At 62.5% G+C, this 18,260-nt stretch carries 19 protein-coding genes; 16 read left to right on the top strand and 3 right to left on the bottom strand.

All coding sequences use genetic code 11. The annotated features are described in order from the left end of the window. Window positions 1-28 precede the first annotated feature (28 nt). Window positions 29-919: a LysR family transcriptional regulator gene (locus tag AC3YMN_RS12285; protein ID WP_489890222.1), complete on the top strand. Its 891-nt coding sequence runs from the start codon at window positions 29-31 to the stop codon at window positions 917-919. A gap of 65 nt (window positions 920-984) precedes the next feature. On the opposite strand, the gene AC3YMN_RS12280 is transcribed toward AC3YMN_RS12285, so the two are convergent. Next, complete coding sequence (locus AC3YMN_RS12280) at window positions 985-2,571, bottom strand: ABC transporter substrate-binding protein (protein WP_489890221.1); 1,587 nt, start codon at window positions 2,569-2,571, stop codon at window positions 985-987. Continuing rightward, window positions 2,568-3,236: a helix-turn-helix domain-containing protein gene (locus AC3YMN_RS12275; protein WP_489890220.1), complete on the bottom strand. Its 669-nt coding sequence runs from the start codon at window positions 3,234-3,236 to the stop codon at window positions 2,568-2,570. The genes AC3YMN_RS12280 and AC3YMN_RS12275 overlap by 4 nt, the downstream gene beginning before the upstream one ends. Window positions 3,237-3,414: 178 nt before the next feature. Here AC3YMN_RS12275 and AC3YMN_RS12270 point away from each other — a divergent pair, with 178 nt between their 5' ends. The 12 genes from AC3YMN_RS12270 (at window position 3,415) to AC3YMN_RS12215 (ending at window position 14,705) form a co-directional block, all read left to right on the top strand. Continuing rightward, window positions 3,415-4,443 carry an ABC transporter permease gene (locus AC3YMN_RS12270; RefSeq protein WP_489890539.1) on the top strand — a complete coding sequence of 343 codons (1,029 nt, stop codon included), beginning with the start codon at window positions 3,415-3,417 and terminating at the stop codon, window positions 4,441-4,443. 175 nt (window positions 4,444-4,618) lie between these two features. Further along, window positions 4,619-5,521 carry an ABC transporter permease gene (locus AC3YMN_RS12265; protein ID WP_489890219.1) on the top strand — a complete coding sequence of 301 codons (903 nt, stop codon included), beginning with the start codon at window positions 4,619-4,621 and terminating at the stop codon, window positions 5,519-5,521. Window positions 5,522-5,879: 358 nt separating this feature from the next. Further along, window positions 5,880-6,716, top strand: coding sequence for an ABC transporter ATP-binding protein (locus tag AC3YMN_RS12260; protein WP_489890218.1), 837 nt, complete (start codon window positions 5,880-5,882; stop codon window positions 6,714-6,716). After that, complete coding sequence (locus AC3YMN_RS12255) at window positions 6,713-7,444, top strand: ABC transporter ATP-binding protein (RefSeq protein WP_489890217.1); 732 nt, start codon at window positions 6,713-6,715, stop codon at window positions 7,442-7,444. Before AC3YMN_RS12260 ends, AC3YMN_RS12255 begins: the two co-directional genes overlap by 4 nt. Window positions 7,445-7,480: 36 nt before the next feature. Next, window positions 7,481-7,972, top strand: coding sequence for a GAF domain-containing protein (locus AC3YMN_RS12250; RefSeq protein ID WP_489890216.1), 492 nt, complete (start codon window positions 7,481-7,483; stop codon window positions 7,970-7,972). Window positions 7,973-8,335: 363 nt separating this feature from the next. Further along, the gene (locus AC3YMN_RS12245; RefSeq protein ID WP_489890215.1) at window positions 8,336-9,028 is read left to right on the top strand and encodes a GntR family transcriptional regulator; all 693 of its coding nucleotides are present in this window, start codon (window positions 8,336-8,338) and stop codon (window positions 9,026-9,028) included. A gap of 52 nt (window positions 9,029-9,080) precedes the next feature. After that, the gene (locus AC3YMN_RS12240) at window positions 9,081-10,028 is read left to right on the top strand and encodes a Bug family tripartite tricarboxylate transporter substrate binding protein (protein WP_489890214.1); all 948 of its coding nucleotides are present in this window, start codon (window positions 9,081-9,083) and stop codon (window positions 10,026-10,028) included. A 2-nt stretch (window positions 10,029-10,030) separates the two neighbouring features. Further along, a complete protein-coding gene (locus tag AC3YMN_RS12235; RefSeq protein ID WP_489890213.1) occupies window positions 10,031-10,561 on the top strand; it encodes a tripartite tricarboxylate transporter TctB family protein in 531 nt (176 codons plus the stop codon). Next, window positions 10,558-12,057, top strand: coding sequence for a tripartite tricarboxylate transporter permease (locus AC3YMN_RS12230; RefSeq protein ID WP_489890212.1), 1,500 nt, complete (start codon window positions 10,558-10,560; stop codon window positions 12,055-12,057). Before AC3YMN_RS12235 ends, AC3YMN_RS12230 begins: the two co-directional genes overlap by 4 nt. Before the next feature lie 20 nt (window positions 12,058-12,077). Further along, window positions 12,078-12,956 carry a dihydrodipicolinate synthase family protein gene (locus tag AC3YMN_RS12225; protein ID WP_489890211.1) on the top strand — a complete coding sequence of 293 codons (879 nt, stop codon included), beginning with the start codon at window positions 12,078-12,080 and terminating at the stop codon, window positions 12,954-12,956. Further along, window positions 12,953-13,702: an HpcH/HpaI aldolase family protein gene (locus tag AC3YMN_RS12220; protein ID WP_489890210.1), complete on the top strand. Its 750-nt coding sequence runs from the start codon at window positions 12,953-12,955 to the stop codon at window positions 13,700-13,702. The genes AC3YMN_RS12225 and AC3YMN_RS12220 overlap by 4 nt, the downstream gene beginning before the upstream one ends. A gap of 94 nt (window positions 13,703-13,796) precedes the next feature. Then, complete coding sequence (locus tag AC3YMN_RS12215; RefSeq protein ID WP_489890209.1) at window positions 13,797-14,705, top strand: PfkB family carbohydrate kinase; 909 nt, start codon at window positions 13,797-13,799, stop codon at window positions 14,703-14,705. Between the two features lie 39 nt (window positions 14,706-14,744). Here AC3YMN_RS12215 and AC3YMN_RS12210 read toward each other — a convergent pair whose 3' ends face one another. Then, window positions 14,745-15,476: an SDR family NAD(P)-dependent oxidoreductase gene (locus AC3YMN_RS12210; RefSeq protein WP_489890208.1), complete on the bottom strand. Its 732-nt coding sequence runs from the start codon at window positions 15,474-15,476 to the stop codon at window positions 14,745-14,747. Between the two features lie 118 nt (window positions 15,477-15,594). On the opposite strand from AC3YMN_RS12210, the gene AC3YMN_RS12205 reads away from it, so the two are divergent. The 3 genes from AC3YMN_RS12205 (at window position 15,595) to AC3YMN_RS12195 (ending at window position 18,041) form a co-directional block, all read left to right on the top strand. Next, window positions 15,595-15,996, top strand: a complete 402-nt coding sequence (locus tag AC3YMN_RS12205) for a winged helix-turn-helix transcriptional regulator (RefSeq protein WP_489890538.1) — start codon at window positions 15,595-15,597, stop codon at window positions 15,994-15,996. Window positions 15,997-16,251: 255 nt separating this feature from the next. Beyond that, window positions 16,252-16,620 (top strand): hypothetical protein, encoded by a 369-nt coding sequence (locus AC3YMN_RS12200; protein WP_489890207.1) that lies wholly within the window; start codon window positions 16,252-16,254, stop codon window positions 16,618-16,620. Between the two features lie 371 nt (window positions 16,621-16,991). Next, window positions 16,992-18,041, top strand: coding sequence for a sensor histidine kinase (locus AC3YMN_RS12195; RefSeq protein ID WP_489890206.1), 1,050 nt, complete (start codon window positions 16,992-16,994; stop codon window positions 18,039-18,041). Window positions 18,042-18,260: the final 219 nt, after the last annotated feature.

Genomic DNA, 18,260 nt, shown 5'->3' with positions numbered 1-18,260 from the left:
GGCATGAGCTTGTGAGCACCCTGCAACAATGGAACGAACGCCGCTCAACGATCTTGCCATGTTTGCTGCCATTGCCCGCGAGGGCAGCTTCACCCGTGCTGCATCTGTGCTGGGCCTCTCGACCTCGGCTTTGAGCCACGCCATGCGCGGGCTTGAAACGCGGCTTGGCGTCCGGCTCCTGTCACGCACCACCCGCAGCGTGTCGCCCACTCCCGCCGGCGAGCAGCTCTTGGCGTCCCTTGGCCCTGCCCTTTCGGCCATCGAGAATGGCTTGGCCGGGCTCAGCGAATGGCGCGATCATCCATCGGGGCTGGTGCGGATCACCACTTTCGCCTGGGTGGCGCAGACAGTGCTTGAGCCCAAGCTCCCCGCTTTCCTGCTGGCCAATCCCGATATACGGGTCGAGGTCAATATCGAGAACTCGCTGGTCGATATCGTTGCGGGCGGGTTCGATGCCGGCATTCGCTTTGGCGAAACGGTTGAAAAGGACATGGTCGCGGTGCGGGTGGGGCCGGACTTGCGCACCATTGTTGTGGCTACGCCAGACTATTTCAACCGCAATCCACCGCCTGTTTCCCCTTATGATCTCGAGCGTCACGCCTGCATCAATTACCGCCTGAGCACGTCTGGCGGGCTGCTGCCATGGGAGTTTCGGCATGAGGGTAAAGACATCAAGATCAAGCCCTCCGGGCCCCTGATCGTCAATGAAGGCGCCCTGGTGGCGGCAGCTGTCCGGGCCGGCGCGGGGTTAGGCTACATGATGGAGCAGGATGTTGCCGAAGACCTGGCTTCCGGCCGTCTGGTGCAGGTGCTGGACGAGTGGTGCCCGACCTTTCCGGGCTGCTACCTTTATCACTCCAGCCGGCGGCAAAGCCCTCCGGCCTTGCGGGCGCTGATCGAAGCACTACGCGTGCGCTGAGAGCCGGCAAGCCGATGGGGTGAGGAGCGACGGCCCCGGAAGGGCCGTCGCAGGCATGAGCGATGTTAGTCCTTGGTCACGAGGCGGTAGTAGACGAAGTCCGAGTTCGAGCCGTTCACATAGCCCTCGACATTGTTGGCCATGGCGATCTGCAGCGCGGCCTGGAACATGATGACGATGGGGCTTTCGGCCTGCACCTGCTTTTGCAGCTCGGTGTACATCTCGTTGCGCTTGGCCTGGTCGGGTTCGGCCAGCGCCGCATTGACCGCGTCATTCATCTCGGCCGGCACTTCCCAGGCATTCCGCCAGGTGGTCGTGGCGGTGTAGTTGTCGTCCGCATTGTTGGAGTTGTACGCAAACGCCTTGGCATTGGAGTGCGGATCCATGAAGTCCGGGCCCCAATACAGCAGCATCGCCTGGTGCGTGCGCTCGCGATACTTGGTGATCACCTGCGCGCCGGTGCCCGGCAGGATCTCGAAATTGATCCCGGCTTCCGAGAACCCGGCCTGCAGCGACTGGGCGATATCGGTGAACGGGGCCGAATTGATCACGTCGAGCGTCACATTGATCGGCGTTTCGATCCCGGCTTCCTCAAGGATCGCCTTGGCCTTTTCCACGTCATAGGTGAAGGGCGTCTCGTCATAGGAGCCCGGAAAACCCTTGGGCCAGAAGGCCTGGTGCTTTTCCATTTGCCCCTTGAGGAAGCTCTGCGTCATCCCGTCATAGTCCACGAGGTACCGCGCCGCTTCCCAGATCGCCGGGTCGGTCAACTCATCGGTCTTCTGGTTGAACGACAGGAAATGCACCGCCGCCTGCGGATAGGCTTCGACCTTGACGTTTTCGCCCAGGCCCCCGATCTGGTCGGGCGTCAAGTTCTTGGCGATATCGACATCGCCCGAGGTCAAGAGCAGCTGCTGGGTTGCGGCTTCCGCGACATGCCGGATCAGCACCTGGCTCATCGCCGGCGCGCCGTTCCAGTAGTTTTCGTTGGCCGTGAGGCGCACCAGCTCCGCCGGGCGATAGTCGGTCAGAACGAACGGGCCCGAGCCGGCCGAATGGGTGTTGAGCCAGGCATTGCCCCAGTCCCCATCCACTTCGTTTTCCATCACCAGCACTTCATCAACGATCGCACCCGGCCGCGCTGCCAGCACGTTGAGCACGAAGGCCGAGGCGAAATCGCCCGTCCACTTGACGGTGACCGTGTTGCCCTCGACCGTGACCATCTCGTCGATGTTTTCCGGCGTCCAGCCCAGCTGGGTCAGGATAAAGGCGGGGGTGAGGTCGAGCGTCACGACGCGCTTGAACGAGAACTTGACGTCCTCGGGCCGCACCGGATTGCCCGAGGCGAAAGTCGCGCCCTCGCGCATGGTGAAGGTCAGCGATTTCGCCGCTTCATCGGCCACCCATTCGCTCGCCAGCCCCGGCGCGAGCACCGTCGTGTCGGCCGCATCATACTGCACGAGCTTGTCGTAGAGATTGGCGTTGATCTCGCCGGCCGAGAATTCATAGGCCTGTGCGGGGTCGAGCGCGACGATATCGTCGATATTCTGGGCGATCACCAACGCATTGGCCGGGGTGGCCGCAGTGGCGGCGCCGGCCGCGAGCGGCAGGGCCAGCGCGGATGCCAAAAGGGCAGCGCGGAAGAGCTTCATGGGCGTTTCTCCTTGGGGATGGGTTTTTTGCGGACCGGCTTGTTGGCGCCGGCTTTGGCTTTGGTGATGGCCGGCCGCGGCCGGGCCGTGGACCGGAACAGCGCCAGCGTCCCCGTCCATAAGAGGCGCGCTGGTAGCGCAGTATGATTGCTCCAGGAATGGGGGCGATTGCCGCGGAAATGCAGGCTATCGCCCGCTTCCATCACCATTTCCTCGCCATCGAGCCGCTGGGTGATGGAGCCTTCGAGCACATAAAGGATCTCTTCGCCCTCATGCGCCACCGTTTCGGAGCGATAACCGGGCGGCACGATCATCAAAAAGCTCGACAGCTGATTGCCCGCAAAATCGGCGCCCAGCCGCTCGTAAAGTATCGAGGAGCCATCGAGCGAGAACCGGTTGCGCTCGCCCGCGCGCGTCAGCGCATTCTGCGCCGCGGGCGCTGCGACGAAATACTCCATGGAAACCCCGAGCGCCCGGGCGATCTGCGCGAGGGTCCCGAGCGATGGCGTGGCATGGTCACGCTCGACCTGGCTGAGATAACCCACTGAAAGCTGGGCCGCTTCCCCGAGCGCCACCAGGGTCAGCTGCTGTTGCCGGCGCCGCGCACGGATCAGCGCACCCACTTTGGGGTGCCCCGTTTCCCGTGTTGCCAGCGCCTCGGCCAAACCCGTCTCCACCAAAATTTTTTTGATATAAGCAAACAATTCTATATGGTGGAAGCGAAATATGCAGCTTCTGCAACACGGCGGTGAATGGCTTCATCGGCGCTATTGGTTTGTTCTGAAACAGGAAATCTGCGTGGCGCTCGATCAGCAATTGGCCTCTCCCGCCCTCGCTCCAGGCATGCGCAACAAGCGCCTCGGCCGCAACCTGCTGACCATTGGCGGCTTCCTGCTGGCGTTTTTCCTCACCTTTCTGGGGCTTCTGGCCATCACCTTCTTTATCGGCCGGGTGATCCCGATCGATCCGGTGCTTTCCGTGGTGGGCGATCGCGCAACCCAGGCCCAATATGACGCCGCTCGCGCCGCCATGGGGCTCGATCAGCCCCTTTGGCAGCAATTCATCGCCTATGTCGGCAATGTGCTGCAGGGGGATCTCGGGCGCTCCATTTCCACCGGCCGGCCCGTGGCCGAAGATCTCAGCCGCTTTTTCCCGGCCACCTTTGAAATGGCGACCCTCGGCATCCTGATCGGGGTCGCGCTGGGCGGGCCACTCGGGGTGATCGCCGCCGCCCGCCAGGGCAGCTGGCTCGACCAGGCCATCCGCGTTGTGGGCCTGCTCGGCTATTCCGTCCCCGCTTTCTGGCTCGGGCTGGTGGGCCTCGCCCTGTTTTACGCCCGGCTGCGCTGGGTCGGCGGCCCCGGCCGGCTCGACATCTTCTATGATGGCCTTGTCCAGCCCGTCACCGGCATGATCCTGATCGATAGCCTCTTGCGCGGCGAAACCGAGATCTTCTGGAACGCGGTCAGCCACATCATCCTGCCCGCCTCGGTGCTCGGCTTTTTCAGCCTCGCCTATATCGCGCGCATGACGCGCTCCTTCATGCTCGATCAGCTGAGCCAGGAATTCGTCACCACCGCCCGCGTCAAGGGCGTGCCCGAACGCGTCGTCGTCTGGCGCCACGCCTTCAAGCCCATCCGCGTGCCGCTCATCACCGTTATCGGCCTCTCCTATGCCGGCCTCCTCGAAGGCTCGGTGATGATCGAGACCGTGTTCTCCTGGCCCGGCCTTGGAAACTATCTCACCACCGCCCTCCTCAACGCCGACATGAACGCCGTCCTCGGCGCCACCCTCGTGATCGGGGCGGTCTTCATCGTCATCAACAAGGTCTCCGACGTCCTTTACCGCGTCCTCGACCCGAGGGCCCGCTGATGACCGACTTGGCAACACGACCCATGTTCCTTCGCCTCTTCTCCAACCGCTTTTCTCAAGGGGAAGCGCCTTTGGACCTGTGGGCTTTCGCAATAATCTCCAACACCACCGCTGCAGCCCCCTCCCCCTTGAGGGGAGGGCTGGGGTGGGGGTTCGGGCCTTTGGAGATCGCACAATGACCACCCGCGCCTGGCTCCTTGCCGATAGCCCCACCTCACGCCTGCAGGCCAATGCCGGCCGCGCCTATCGCGTGCTGACCGCGCTGCTGCGCAATCCGCTTTCCGCCCTTGGCGGCATCATCATCCTCGTGCTGATCCTCACCGCCATTTTCGCCCCCTGGATCGCCCCTTATTCCCCCACCGGGCAGAACCTGTCGGCTCGCCTGCTCCCCCCATCCTCCCAATACTGGATGGGCACCGATGAGCTGGGGCGCGACATCTTTTCGCGCGTGATCTGGGGCTCCCAGATCACCCTCACCATTGTCGGGCTCGTCGCGCTGATCTCGGCGCCACTGGGCCTGCTGGTCGGCGCCATCGCGGGCTATTTCGGCGGCTGGGTCGACCGCATCCTCATGGGCTTTACCGACATCTTCCTGTCGCTGCCCAAGCTGATCCTGGCGCTGGCTTTCGTCGCTGCGCTTGGCCCCGGCATCAACAATGCCATCATCGCCATCGCCATCACCTCCTGGCCGGCCTATGCCCGTATCGCCCGCGCCGAAACCCTGACCGTCCGGAACGCCGAATACATCTCCGCCGTGCAGCTGGCCGGCGGCGGGCCGATCCGCATCATCGTCCAGCACATCCTGCCGCTCTGCACCTCTTCCATGATCATCCGCGTCACCCTCGACATGGCCGGTGTCATCCTCACTGCAGCGGGCCTTGGCTTTATTGGCCTCGGCGCCCAGCCGCCTTTGCCGGAATGGGGCGCCATGATCTCGCGCGGGCGCACCTTCATTCTCGATCAATGGTGGGTCGCCACCATGCCCGGCTTTGCCATCATCATCGTCTCCCTCGGCTTCTGCTTCCTCGGCGATGGCCTCCGCGACGTCCTCGACCCCAAAAGCGAGGGCAAGAGTTGATGCCTATGCTTGCAACATGCACCGACGCCTCGGCTCTATTGCCTCCCTCCCCCTTGAGGGGCTTGCGAGCGGCCCAACGGGACAAATCGCTCCGGTGGAGCGATTTGAGCGAACAAGGCCATGAGGCTATGCCGAATGGCTTGACCGAGGGTGGGGGTCCCTCAGCGACCCACCGCACCACCCCCACTCCAGCTCCGCTAGGGCTCTGGCCAAGCTCCCCTCCCCACCCCACAACGGGGAGGTTGGCTGCGACTTCGCTGGCACATTCTCTCCTCCGCACGATACCTACCTCCCCCCTTGTGGGGGAGGCCAGGCGGGGGGTGTCCCTCCACGGGCTCCGCAGTTTGGGAGGCACACAATGACCACTCCCCTGCTCGAAGTGGAAAACCTGCGCGTTTCCTTCCCTACCAATTCGGGTCGCGTCGAGGTCGTCAAAGGCCTCAGCTTCACCCTCGGGCGCGAGCGCCTCGGCATTGTGGGGGAAAGCGGCTCGGGCAAGTCCATGACCGGCCGCTCGATCCTCAAACTCATCCGCAAACCGGGCGAAGTCACCGCCGACAAGCTGCATTTTGCCGGCATCGACATCACAGCCCAAAGCGAGCGGCAGATGCGCGACATCCGCGGCGCCCGCATCTCCATGGTGATGCAGGATCCCAAATTCTCGCTCAACCCGGTGATGACCATTGGCGACCAGATCGCCGAGGCCCTCGTCACCCACCAGAAACTGACGCGCAGCGCCGTCCAGGCCCGCATTATCGAGATGCTGCACGCCGTGCGCATCAACGAGCCCGAACGGGTGGTCAAACTCTATCCCCATGAAGTGTCGGGCGGCATGGGCCAGCGCATCATGATCGCCATGATGCTGATCCCCGAACCCGAACTGCTGATCGCCGACGAGCCGACCTCCGCGCTCGACGTGTCGGTGCAGGCGCAAGTGCTGGACATTATCGACACCCTCGTGCGCGACAAGGGCATGGGCCTGATCCTGATCAGCCATGACCTCGCGCTCGTCAGCCGCTATTGCGACCGCATCCTCGTCATGAATGCCGGGCGGGTGGTCGAAGAATGCGCCGCGGGGCAACTCGAAAACGCCACCCACCCCTATACGCGTGGCCTGCTTGCAGCCATGCCGACTATCGATGAGAACCGCGACGAACTCCCGGTGCTCGACCGCACGCAATGGGCCGGCACATGAACGCCATCGACCTGCAGAACCTCGACATCTCCTATGGCGACACCAAGGTCGTCCATGCCGTCAATCTCGCCATTGCGGAAGGCGAGAGCTTTGCCCTCGTGGGGGAATCCGGCTCGGGCAAGTCAACGATCCTGCGCGCCATTGCCGGGCTTGCCCCCGACTGGACCGGCGCCATCTCCGTCATTGGCAAGCCGCGCAGCCATGGCGTCGATCGCGCCGTCTCGAGCCAGGTGCAGATGGTGTTCCAGGACCCCTATGGCTCGCTCCATCCGCGCAAGACCATCGACGCCGCGCTCAGCGAACCCCTCGCCATCCACGGCCTCGGCAATCGCGGCGAGCGGGTGGAAGCGGTGTTGCGCGATGTCGGGCTCGACCAGCGCTTCCGCTTCCGCTTTCCCCACCAGCTTTCGGGCGGCCAGCGCCAGCGCGTCGCCATTGCCCGCGCCCTGATGCTCAAGCCCAAGGTCATGCTGCTCGATGAGCCGACCTCGGCGCTCGACGTGTCGGTGCAGGCTGAAATCCTCAATCTTTTGAAGCGCCTGCGCCGCGAACAGGGACTGACCTATCTCCTCGTCACCCACAACCTGCCCGTGGTGAGTTTCCTCTGCGATCGCCTTGCCGTCATGCAACGTGGCCGCATCGTGGAAATCGCTGACGTCGCCAATCTCAAGGCCCGCCACCTCAGCGAGCCCTGTTCGCGCGAACTTTTGGCGGCAACCGAAGGCTAGCCGCCGCGCCTCGTCCAAGACCCCAAGGACCCAACCATGACTGACCACACCCAGGCCCTGCTCGCCTTTGACGCCGCCATTGCCAAGGCGACCACCGCCGAAGCGGCCTTCACCGCCCTGCAGGACCTCGCCCGCGCCACCGTGGGCGCCAAGCTCTTCACCATCATGCTGGTGGATATGGAAGCCGAGCTGTCGCGCCGCGCCTATACCAGCGATCCCGTCAGCTACCCGACCTCGGCCACCAAGCCGCTCAACTACGGCCCCTGGTTCGACATCGTTCATGGCAAGCGCGAATATTTCGTCGCCAACACCATCGAGGACATCGCCAAGGTCCTGTTCGACCATGAGCTGATCAACCAGCTGGGCTGCCAGTCCGTCGTCAACGTCCCCATCATCATCAAGGACGAACTGGTCGGCTGCATGAACCTGCTGGACGTCGCGGGCCACTACACTCCCGAGCGCCTCCAGACCATCCGCGAAGTGCTTTCGATCCCCGCCAAGCTGGCCGTGCTCGCGGCGCGCAGCTAAGACCCTCTGCTCGACCACGCTGCCCCTCCTCCTCAAGGGAGGACAGCGTGGTCGGACCGAACGAAGCCGGCATCGCCCCTCCGACTCAACGTCCTGGGGCTTGAGGTAAGCCCGGCCAATGCTGGACTGGGTGCCCTATCAAAGGTCCCCTGGCAGTTACTTCCAAACGCAACAGGCTTGTTGCAGCACCACCTCCCATTCCCCTAAGCGCCGCCCTTTGCCGCCGCACATCATTCGGTTTGCTTAGGGATTCACCGTCAACTGGTTGGGACGTCCTCAGCCGGAGCCCACAGGCATTAAAGTCGTTGACTTGTTTTCGGTTGACGGTTTACCGTTAACAAGCCTGAGGGGGAGATCGGGATAGTGGCCAACGCGCCAGCCTTCGTTATCAATCGTGATGCGCTTGGATCGCAGGTTGCCTCCGCGCTCCGCGAAGCCATTGCGGCTGGGCAATATGCCCGTGGCGAGCGGTTGATCGAGGCCGAGCTCGCCGAAGCTTACGGCGTTAGCCGGGGTCCCATTCGCGATGCCTTTCGCATTCTTCAACTCGAAGGCTTGGTTGAAAGCCAACAGCGCGGTGTGACCGTGATCGGCATCGATCAGGATGCAATCAGCGAACTCTATTCCCTTCGAGGAGCCCTCGAAGGGCTTGCCGTGCGCCTGGCTGTTCGTCGTGGCCCGCAGGAGGGATTTAGCGAATTGCGCAGATATGTGGACGGCATGCAGGCCGCTGCGGACGTCAATGATGCGGCGGCCTTCGCGCAAGCCGATATTGCCTTTCACAACGCCATCTGCCTGTTATCGGGACACAAGCGCCTGACGGATGTCTGGCAGCAATACGAGGCAATCATGATGACGCTTCTGCGCCTCACGATATCCCTCGACCAAAATCTTCACGCCAGCACGGACAAGCACCGCAAGCTGCTCAATCTTATTGAAGCCGGTGATCCAGATCCGGCGGAAGCCGAACTCGCCATCCATCTCGACGGCTCACGCGAGCGGATGGTCAAGGTATGGGAGCGCGCCCTGCAAAGGCATCGGGGCACCCAAGCGTAAGCGAGAACCCGTCAGGGCAACAAATCCAAAAATTCTATCTAGGGAGAGAACCATGAATACCCGTCGTTTGATCATCAAGGCCCTTGCCGCCACCGCGCTGATGGGCGTCGCCTTTTCGGCTCCGGCCTGGGCGCAGGACAGCTTTCCGTCCAAAGACATCACGTTTGTCGTTCAGGCTGCCGCCGGCGGCGCCTCTGACCGGACCTCGCGCGCCATCGCCGCAGAGCTTGAGAAGGACCTTGGCGTTAGCGTCATCGTCGAGAACCGCCCCGGCGCGACCGGCACGGTGGCCTTCGCCCATGTGGCCGAGCAGCCGGCTGACGGATACACGATTGGCTTCGGTCCGGTGGAATTCGCCATTGCCGAGCACCTCGGCTATGACTTCGACCGCGCCGACTACACGTACCTTGCTCAGGTCATGAACAGCCCGGTAGTTCTCGCAGTGCCCGCTAACAGCCCTTACAACACGCTGAGCGAGTTCATCGAAGCGGCCAAGACCACGGAAATGTCGGTATCCAACTCAGGCGCCGCGTCCTCCTTCGCTGCGACGACCTTCACATTGGCCAAGCTGACCGAAGCCAAGCTCGTGGGCGTACCTTTTGACGGCGGCGCACCAGCCGTGGCCGCCGCTCTTGGCGGCCATGTCAACGCAGTAACCGCCGGTGCCGGCGAAACCGCAAGCGCCTTTGCCGATGGCTCGCTCAAGGTCCTGGCGATCTTTGCCGAGGAAGCGCATCCCGCCTTTCCAGGAGTGCCCACCGCCAAGGAGCAGGGTTACGATCTTACGTTCGGCGCTTGGGGCGGCGTATATGGACCGGCGGGGATTCCGGACGACGTGAAGGCAATCCTCGAGGAATCCATCAAGAAAGCGGCCTCCTCGCAGACTTTCCTCGATGCGATCACGCCTGCCGGCATCCTGCCTGTTTACAAGACTGGTGATGAGTGGAAGGCGTTCGTTGACGCTGAAGCTGCTCGCTATGCCGAAGTTCTGGCGCCCTGATCGTGGCCGAGCTTGAACAGCTCGCAACTTTGTCCGGCGGCACCCCGCCGCTGGACGAAACAATTGCCGAGCCAGATTACTCTGCCGCTCCTTCCCGGCGCCTTGAGATCGCCATCGCCGTAGCGGCGCTGATGTTGTCGCTGCTGGCGCTGTGGCTATCGCGCAATATCTATTTGCGGATGGGCAGCGGCGGGGTCGACCCCAAATGGTGGCCGACACTGTTGTCCGTGCTCGCCGCGGGCCTGTCAGCCATCCTGGTGGGCATGTCATTATTCGCGCCGCCGATGAGCCGGGGCGAGGTTGAAGCCACCGAAAAAGACGGCTGGATCCGGATGCTGGTCGCTCTGACCCTGAGCGCCATCTACGTCTTTGCCTGGTCAGCCATCGGCTATGTCATTCCGACCCTCGTGTTCACCGCCGCCCTGTTGTTCCTGTTCGGGCTGCGCAGCTGGAAGGGGCTGGTGATCTTTTCCCTGGCAACGACCGCGTTCATTTACGGCCTGTTCCATTATCTGCTGAAAGTTCCCCTATGAGCGCCCTTCTTGACGGCGTGCTTGCAGTCTTTGAGCCAAGCGTCATGCTGTGCCTGAGCATCGGCGTGGTGGTTGGCATGCTGGTGGGTATGTTCCCCGGCATCACGGCGACGATGGCCGTGGCCTTGGCCAGCGGCTTCACCATGACGCTGGAGCCCGTGCAGGGGCTGGCCGTCCTCCTCACCATCTACGTGGCGGCGAATTTCGGGGATCGCATCCCCTCCATCCTCATCAACACGCCCGGCACGCCCGCCTCCATAGCGACCACCTTCGATGGCTATCCCATGGCCAAGAACGGTCAGGCCGGCCTGGCGCTGATCGTTTCAGCGCTGGTTTCCGCCGTCGGCATTGTGGCCAGCATGGTGCTCTTCGCCGGCGCTGCAGTGCCCTTGGCGCAGTTGGCCCTCCGGTTCGGCCCGAGCGAAATGTTCGCGGTCGTGGTGCTGGCCATGACCATCATGATCTCGATTTCCTCCAAATCGATCACCAAGGGCTTGCTCGCGGGCATTATCGGCCTGTTCATCGCCACGATCGGACGCGACCCGATCACTGGCGACGCCCGCTTCACCTTCGGCATCCGCGAACTCAATGGTGGGCTCGATTTCATCGCTGTCATCATTGGCCTGTTCGGTATTGCCGAACTGCTTGATCAATTGCTCACTCACCGCAATCATGAAGTGAAGCCGATCTCGGCGCTGGGCCGGTGGTGGCCAACCAAAGCCGAATACAAGCGCATCGCCAAGCCCACCGCCATATCGGGTCTGGTTGGCCTCGTGGTCGGCATCATTCCCGGAGCAGGCGGTGATATTGCCGGCTTGCTCGGCTGGGACCGTGCCAAGGCTGCCTCCAGCACCAAGGCAACCTTCGGCAAGGGAAATATCGAGGGCGTCGCGGCTGCCGATACCGCCTCCAGCGCGACGCTGGGCGGCTCGCTCACCACCACGATGGCCCTCGGCATTCCGGGCGACTCGGTCATGGCAGTGATGATCGGCTCGATGATCGTCTGGGGCATCCAGCCGGGTCCTAGCCTTTTCGTCAATGAACCGGCCCTGGTCGCGACCATCACGGCCATCATGGTTCTCGCCACCTTCATCACGCTCGCCATCAATCTGGTGCGCATGCCCATGATGGTGAAACTGCTCGACATGCCCAAACCCTATATCTGGGCGACGGTCTTGGTCTTTTGCATCGTCGGCACCTACGCCACGACCAACAACCTGTTCACCGTCTGGGTGATGCTGTTCTTCGGTGTAGTCGGGCTGATCCTCAAGCGCTGTGGTATTCCCGCGGGCCCCATTGTGCTCGGCCTTATCCTCGGCCCCCTCGCAGAATCCAATCTGCGGCGCTCGCTGCTGATCGACGGCCCGACGGGCCTCATCGACAAGCCTATTTCGGCCACGCTGATCGGTCTCGCCATCATTGCCGTTATCGCCGCTCTCGGCTCCCCACTCCTGGCCCGCCGCAAGGCCAAGCGGGCCAAAACCAATCCGTCCTGATTTTACCTGAAAGTATCTCCATGCCCAAAAAGCCCATTATCCTGACGGCGCTCCCTGTCGCTTTTGCCGAAGACGGTTCGGTATCGCCTGAAGGCAACGCCGCCATTCTGCGTAAATGCGCGGCCTCTGGCGTGGACGGCGCCTTTGTACTTGGCACCACGGGTGAATTTCCCTCGCTCAGCGAAGACGAGCGCCAGGCGCTCACCCGCCTCAGCCTCGACATTCTGGGCGACAAGCAGGTGGTGGTCCATGTCGGTGCCGCCAGTCTTTACCAGGTCGAGCGGCTGATCCAGCAAGCGCGCGCCGAAGGCGCAAAGTATGTCGCCGCCATCACACCCTATTTCCTGCCCTCGACAGACGAGGCCTTGCGCCAATTCTATGCGCGCATTTCGGAGGTTTCGGACGGGATTGGCGTATTTGTCTACATTTTCAAGGCCCGCACCGGCATCACCGTGTCACCCCAGCTCATGGCCGAGCTTGCGAAGCTTCCCAACATCATCGGTGTCAAGATCAGCGGCGAATCCCTCGAAACGGTCGGCACCTATCGGCAGCTCTTGCCACCCGAGTTTCTGGTGCTGACCGGGTCGGATCGCGAGATCGGCAATCTCGACCAAGTCGGGGCCGATGGCGTGATCTCGGGCATTGCCTCGGTCTATCCCGAACCTTTCGTCGCCATGGCGGGCGCGGTTGCCCGCGGCGAAACGGACCGGGCGGAATTGCAGGCCGATGTTGAGGCAGCTGTGGATGGTTTGCTCGGCGACATCGAACGGCTCAAGACTGGCTTGCGCCTGCAAGGCATTCCGGCCGGCCGGGCGCGCATGGCTGTCGGCCTGCCGGATGCCGAGGCCCTCGCCACCATCGAGGCCCTCCACACCAGGTTCGGGACACCCGCACAATGAGCCTCAAGCAACGCTTCACCAGCGGCGAGATGAGCTATGGCGCCTGGACCGGATTTGCCGACCCGCAGGTCGCGCAGATCATGGGGCGCGCCGGGTTCGACTTCATCTGTGTCGATCTACAACACAGCTTCGTTTCCATGTCCCAGCTCAGCCCTTTGCTCGACGCTTTGCACAAGGCTGGCTCACCTGCTGTTGTGCGCGTGCCGTGGAACACGCCGGACCTCATCATGCGCTCGCTCGATCTGGGGGCCGAGGCGATCATTGTGCCCTTGGTCAATAATGCCGAGGAGGCTCGTTCAGCCGCGAATGCCTGCCGCTATGCCCCCGCTGGCAACCGCAGTTGGGGGCCGATCTGGCGCAATGTGCGCGCGAGCATACCCCAGGCACCCGAAGGCGATGCCGCCGCCACTTGCCTCGTTATGATCGAGACGGCCGAGGGCCTCGCCAATGTCGATGCGATCCTCGCGGTCGACGGGGTCGACGGCATCTATATCGGCCCCAACGACCTTTCCCTCAGCATCGGCCTCGAGCGAAAGGGCTATCTCGAGTCCGACAAATTGCGCGAAACCATCCTGCATGTGATTGCCCGCGGCCGTGCTGCCGGCAAAATTGTCGGCATCGATTGCGGCGGGCCCGAACAGGCCCACTACTGGCGCGACCAAGGGGTGAGCTTTGTCATTTCAGCTAACGATTCCGACCTCATCGCCCAGGCAGCCAGTGCGATGGCAAAGTCAAACCGTGCCTGAACTGCTCCATGCATGATGACCGGCAATTCGGTCGCCGGCCCTTCGGGGCCGGTGGTCCATCCTGTGTCAAACGTCGGGTCCTGAGTTGCCCTTGATGACCAAGGTTCCCCACATTGTTTTCGCCGGCGCGGCAACCATGGACATGATCTTTGCTGTCGACGCCCTGCCCACCGCGCCGGGCAAGGTGCTGCCAAAGGCGATGATCCAGGCGGCACACGGCATGGCAACGAGCGCCGCGATTGCTGCGACTCGCCTTGGGGCAAGAACTTCGCTCATCACCCGGATCGGCGATGACAGCATGGGCGACCAGTTCGTTGCCCAAGTCACAGCAGAGGGCGTCGATTGCGAACACATCCGGCGCTTTGAGGGCGTTCCCACGCCCCTCAGCGCGGTCATTGTCGACCGCAGCGGCGAGCGATTGATCCTGCCCTACTATGACAAGGGTCTCAGGGTTGATCCGGATTGGATCCCCGAGACTCTCATTCAGTCGGCAGATGCCGTCCAGGTCGACATCCGCTGGCCAGAAGCCGCCACGAAAGTGCTTTCCCTTGCGCGGGGAGCCGGCAAGATCGCCGTGCTGGACGCCGATACCGGGCCGCCCGAGGTGATCCTTGCTCTGGCTGCCTTGGCGAGCCACACGGTTTTCTCGGCTCCAGCGGCAATGCTGGTTTCTGGCACCGACTCCGTTGCAGCGGCCACACGCGAGTTGACCGGCCGCTTTGCCGGCTTTGTCGGAGTTACGGACGGTGCCCAAGGTTGCTTTTGGCTGGAGAACGGCAGCCTGCACAACCTGCTGCCCCCTGCGGTGGATGTTGTCGATACGCTGGCGGCGGGCGACGTTTTTCACGGCGCCTTTACGCTGGCCCTCGCCGAAAGCCGCAGCATTCCAGAGGCTGTTGCCTTCGCCAATGCCGCCGCGGCGCTTAAATGCACAGTCTTCGGCGGCCGCCTCGGCTCGCCGAACCGCGCATCCGTACTGCGCTGCCTCGCGCAAGGGTTATGATGAGGCAGCGAAACGTAGAACCGCACATCGTGATAAACCTCAAACCTGTGCCATGCCGCCGTCGACTGGCAGCTCGGCTCCCGTGACGAAACTCGCCTCGGCGCTGGCGAGGAAGAGAGCGGCGGCGGCGACCTCGTCCGCACGTCCCATGCGTCCCAGCGGGATCATGCCCGTCAGGATCGCCCGCATCTCGTCGGAGGCGGACGCAAACATCGCCGTGTCGGTCGGGCCGGGGCTGACGACGTTCACGCGAATGCCTCGCGGTGCGAGCTCGTTGGCCCAGGTTCGGGCGAAGGACCGGACCGCCGCCTTCGTCGCTCCGTAAGCCCCATAGCCTTTGGTGCCAATGTCTCCGGCGATGGAGCCCACCAGAACGATTGAGCCCCCAGCGCCCATGTAACCTGCAGCGCCCTTGGCGGCGAAGACAAGTGAGCGGACATTGAGCCCGAAGGTGCGGTCGAAGTGTTCCTCGGTGAGGCCGTCCAGGGTCGCGAACTCCGAAAGGCCCGCGTTGACCACAAGGATGTCGATACGCCCGGCGTCCCCGTAGATCCGGGCGATCGCCGCTTCGAGATCGGCCGGCTGGGAGGCGTCGGCCGACACGGATCGAATCGAGCCTGTCTCCACCGACGTGGTGGTCCCTTCAGTCTTGGCCGATCGGCTGGTGGCATAGACGTTTGCCCCTTCCTGCGCGAAGCGATGGGCGATCGCGCCACCAATACCTCCCGAGCCACCAATGATGAGGACTGTCTTGTCTTGGAGCTTCGTCATGTCTCATCCATCTGATGTTGATGGACGCAGCAATATAGATCCTATATCTACGGTCAATTACGCACTGTCTTTAGCGTAGATATCGCGGAGTATACCTTTGTCCAAAGCCCCGACGGAGATGCGCAGCTCCCAACGACAACCCCGTGCGCCTGCTCGGCAGGTGCCCGACGAAGCTCTGATCGACGCGCGCACGACGCGGCCGATCCTGGAGCAGATCGCCAACAAGTGGTCGGTGCTGATCCTGACCGTCCTATGCACGCGCCCCTCGCGCTTCAACGAGATCATGCGACGTCTCGAGGGCATCACCCACAAGGCGCTGGCGGATGCCCTGAAGCGGCTGGAGCGAAACGGGCTCGTCAAGCGCACAGTTCTGCCAACGACGCCTGTCGGCGTCGAATACACGATCACCCCGCTTGGTCGTTCACTGCGGGAGCCGTTCCAGGCGCTTTACGCATGGGCGCTCGAGCGTGGTCCCGAACTCCAGCAGGCCCAGGCCGACTTCGACAAACGGGACGAATAGATCGGTTTCCAAACGGCAAGTTCGGGCGACGTCAACGGGCGCAGCCCTCCGGGGAAGCTCTCGACGGCAAGGTGGCTGTCGACGTCGCTAATCAGCCAGCCCTGAGCTCGCCCTAAGGCTCACGTCGGTGCAGCGTTGGGGCCGAGACGCCCGGCGGAAAGAATTCCACTGATAATGCGAAAGTGGAAATCACGCAATCTGGACGCAATGCTCGAGCGAGATGATGGGGATGTTCAAAACAGAAAGGAACATCCTATGCACACCAAGTTCATCACTGCCGTTGCAGCAATCTTCCTGGCCACGGCTTCCGCAAATGCAGCAGAATCCCTTCTCTCCGACCGCGAGGTTCATGGAAGAACTGTCCTTGATCTTACTTCGACGTTGCACAGCCGTGGGATCGATGCCGAGCACGTCGAAGCCTGGGGCGACTCCATTCGTGTCGACGCGATCAAGGACAATGGCGAGCGCTACGTCGTCATGCTCGAGAAGGACACCCTTCGCCCGGTGAGCAACTCGCCCAAGCGCTCAGCCGTAGAACATACGAGCCCGGTCGCCGGTTTCAAATGGTCCCCAATCCCGGCCGCAACCGCTGAATCCTTGGTCGGCCAGGAACAAGAGAATTAATGGGTTCCAGCGCTCAAGTGCCCTGCCCTGCTGCAGCCCACCTGAGCGCCTTCCCACCTCTTGGCAATCGCGTCCCGTGGAAAGGCTCAGGAACGATGTCCCCCGCGATCAGGGGTGCCACTGGCCAGCTGACTGTCCGAATAAAGAGCGTTGATGCAGCAGCCGCCCCATCGGGCGCCAGGCGGTGCCTACAAACGGCATCCCCGCCGGTTCCAGGACTAGCTTGTCCAGTGCAGCGCGATAAGGCGCGATGCCTCCGCCACACTTCTTCCAACTGGGGAGTCGTCTCCGGCGATCTGCTGTTCGACACACGATTACAGCGATCCGCAGCTGTCAGATGCCTCCACATTACGGCCCCATATGGAGCGAACATGAACGATAACTACGACTTCGCCAGTCCGAACACTGGCGGCTGGACCGCCGCTGCGGCGGGATCGGTACTTCAGTCCGTCTTGCAAGATGCTGGAGTGGGAGTCTGGGCCCTCGATGTCGCCACCGAAACTCTCATTGCCTCAGAGCTATGCAAGCTCATGTTCGGGCGCCGGCCGGAAAGCCCGTTCAGTTATGACGACATGCTCTATGCGCTTGATGGTCAACATCGCAGAACCTGGCGCGAAGCCCTCGACAAGGCCATCGAGACCGGCGAGGAATTGGTTGTAGAGGTAAAACTGCAAACCCCTTTGCACCAGGTTCGCTGGATCGAGCTCAGAGGAAAGGTCAGTGGCGCCTTGATCAAGACCGCGCCCATCATCACCGGGGTCTTGCTCGATATCACCACCCGTCGCGAAGCCGACGAGCATCGAAAGCTGCTATCAAACGAAGCCAGACACCGGGCTAAAAACTTTTTCGCGCTTGCACAAGCAGTTGTCGCTCAGTCGATAAGGACAGCCGTTTCCCTGCAGGATGCCCAGGCTCGCTCCATGGGTAGACTGCAAGCCTTGGCCAGCGCTCAGGATCTTATTCCCGACCTCGGTTGGGGTTGCGCGGATCTGGCTGACGTCGTCGAGAAAAGCGTCTTGCCGTTCCAGGCGGACAACATCCATACGGCCGGCCCGCACGTTCTACTCGGCCCCAAAGTTGTTTCAACTCTGTCGCTGGCCCTCCATGAGCTTGCGACCAATTCCACCAAATACGGCGCACTTTCGGCCCCGGGCGGATCGGTCGAGGTGTTCTGGACCATTGAACAGCAGGATACTCTGATGCTGCGCTTCCGCTGGATCGAAGCCGGTGGCCCGGAGGTAGTCTTTCCGGTCCGAAGTGGATTTGGCTCACGTATACTCGGAGAGCTTGTCCAGCTAGAGTTACGAGCGACAACGAGGATCGACTTCCGTCCAAGCGGCGTGATCTACGAGATCGTGGCGCCAGTCGCGAGCTTGTGCATGGAGCCAGAGTCCGGGCAGTTGCCGAGAACCGGCGATTAGGGCCGCTTTGAAGGCGGGCTTGCGCGATCCAGATGCCTGTCCGATCACTTTGTAGGAACCTTACAAAGACAGCGCCCTACCCGCAGATTCCGCAACATTGCGGCAATGTCCGCGTCGCAAGCCATACAGGAACACAGGAGGGGGGCCGTGCGGATTTTGCTGGTTGAGGACGAACCCGATATGGCGGCCAATATCGCTCAGGCTCTTGGCCGCCAGGAC

It is taken from the genome of Devosia sp. Z11_6, from assembly GCF_058133665.1.
The sequence above is the reverse complement of the archived record's forward strand: the minus strand, read 5'-3'. Positions and strand labels throughout refer to the sequence as shown.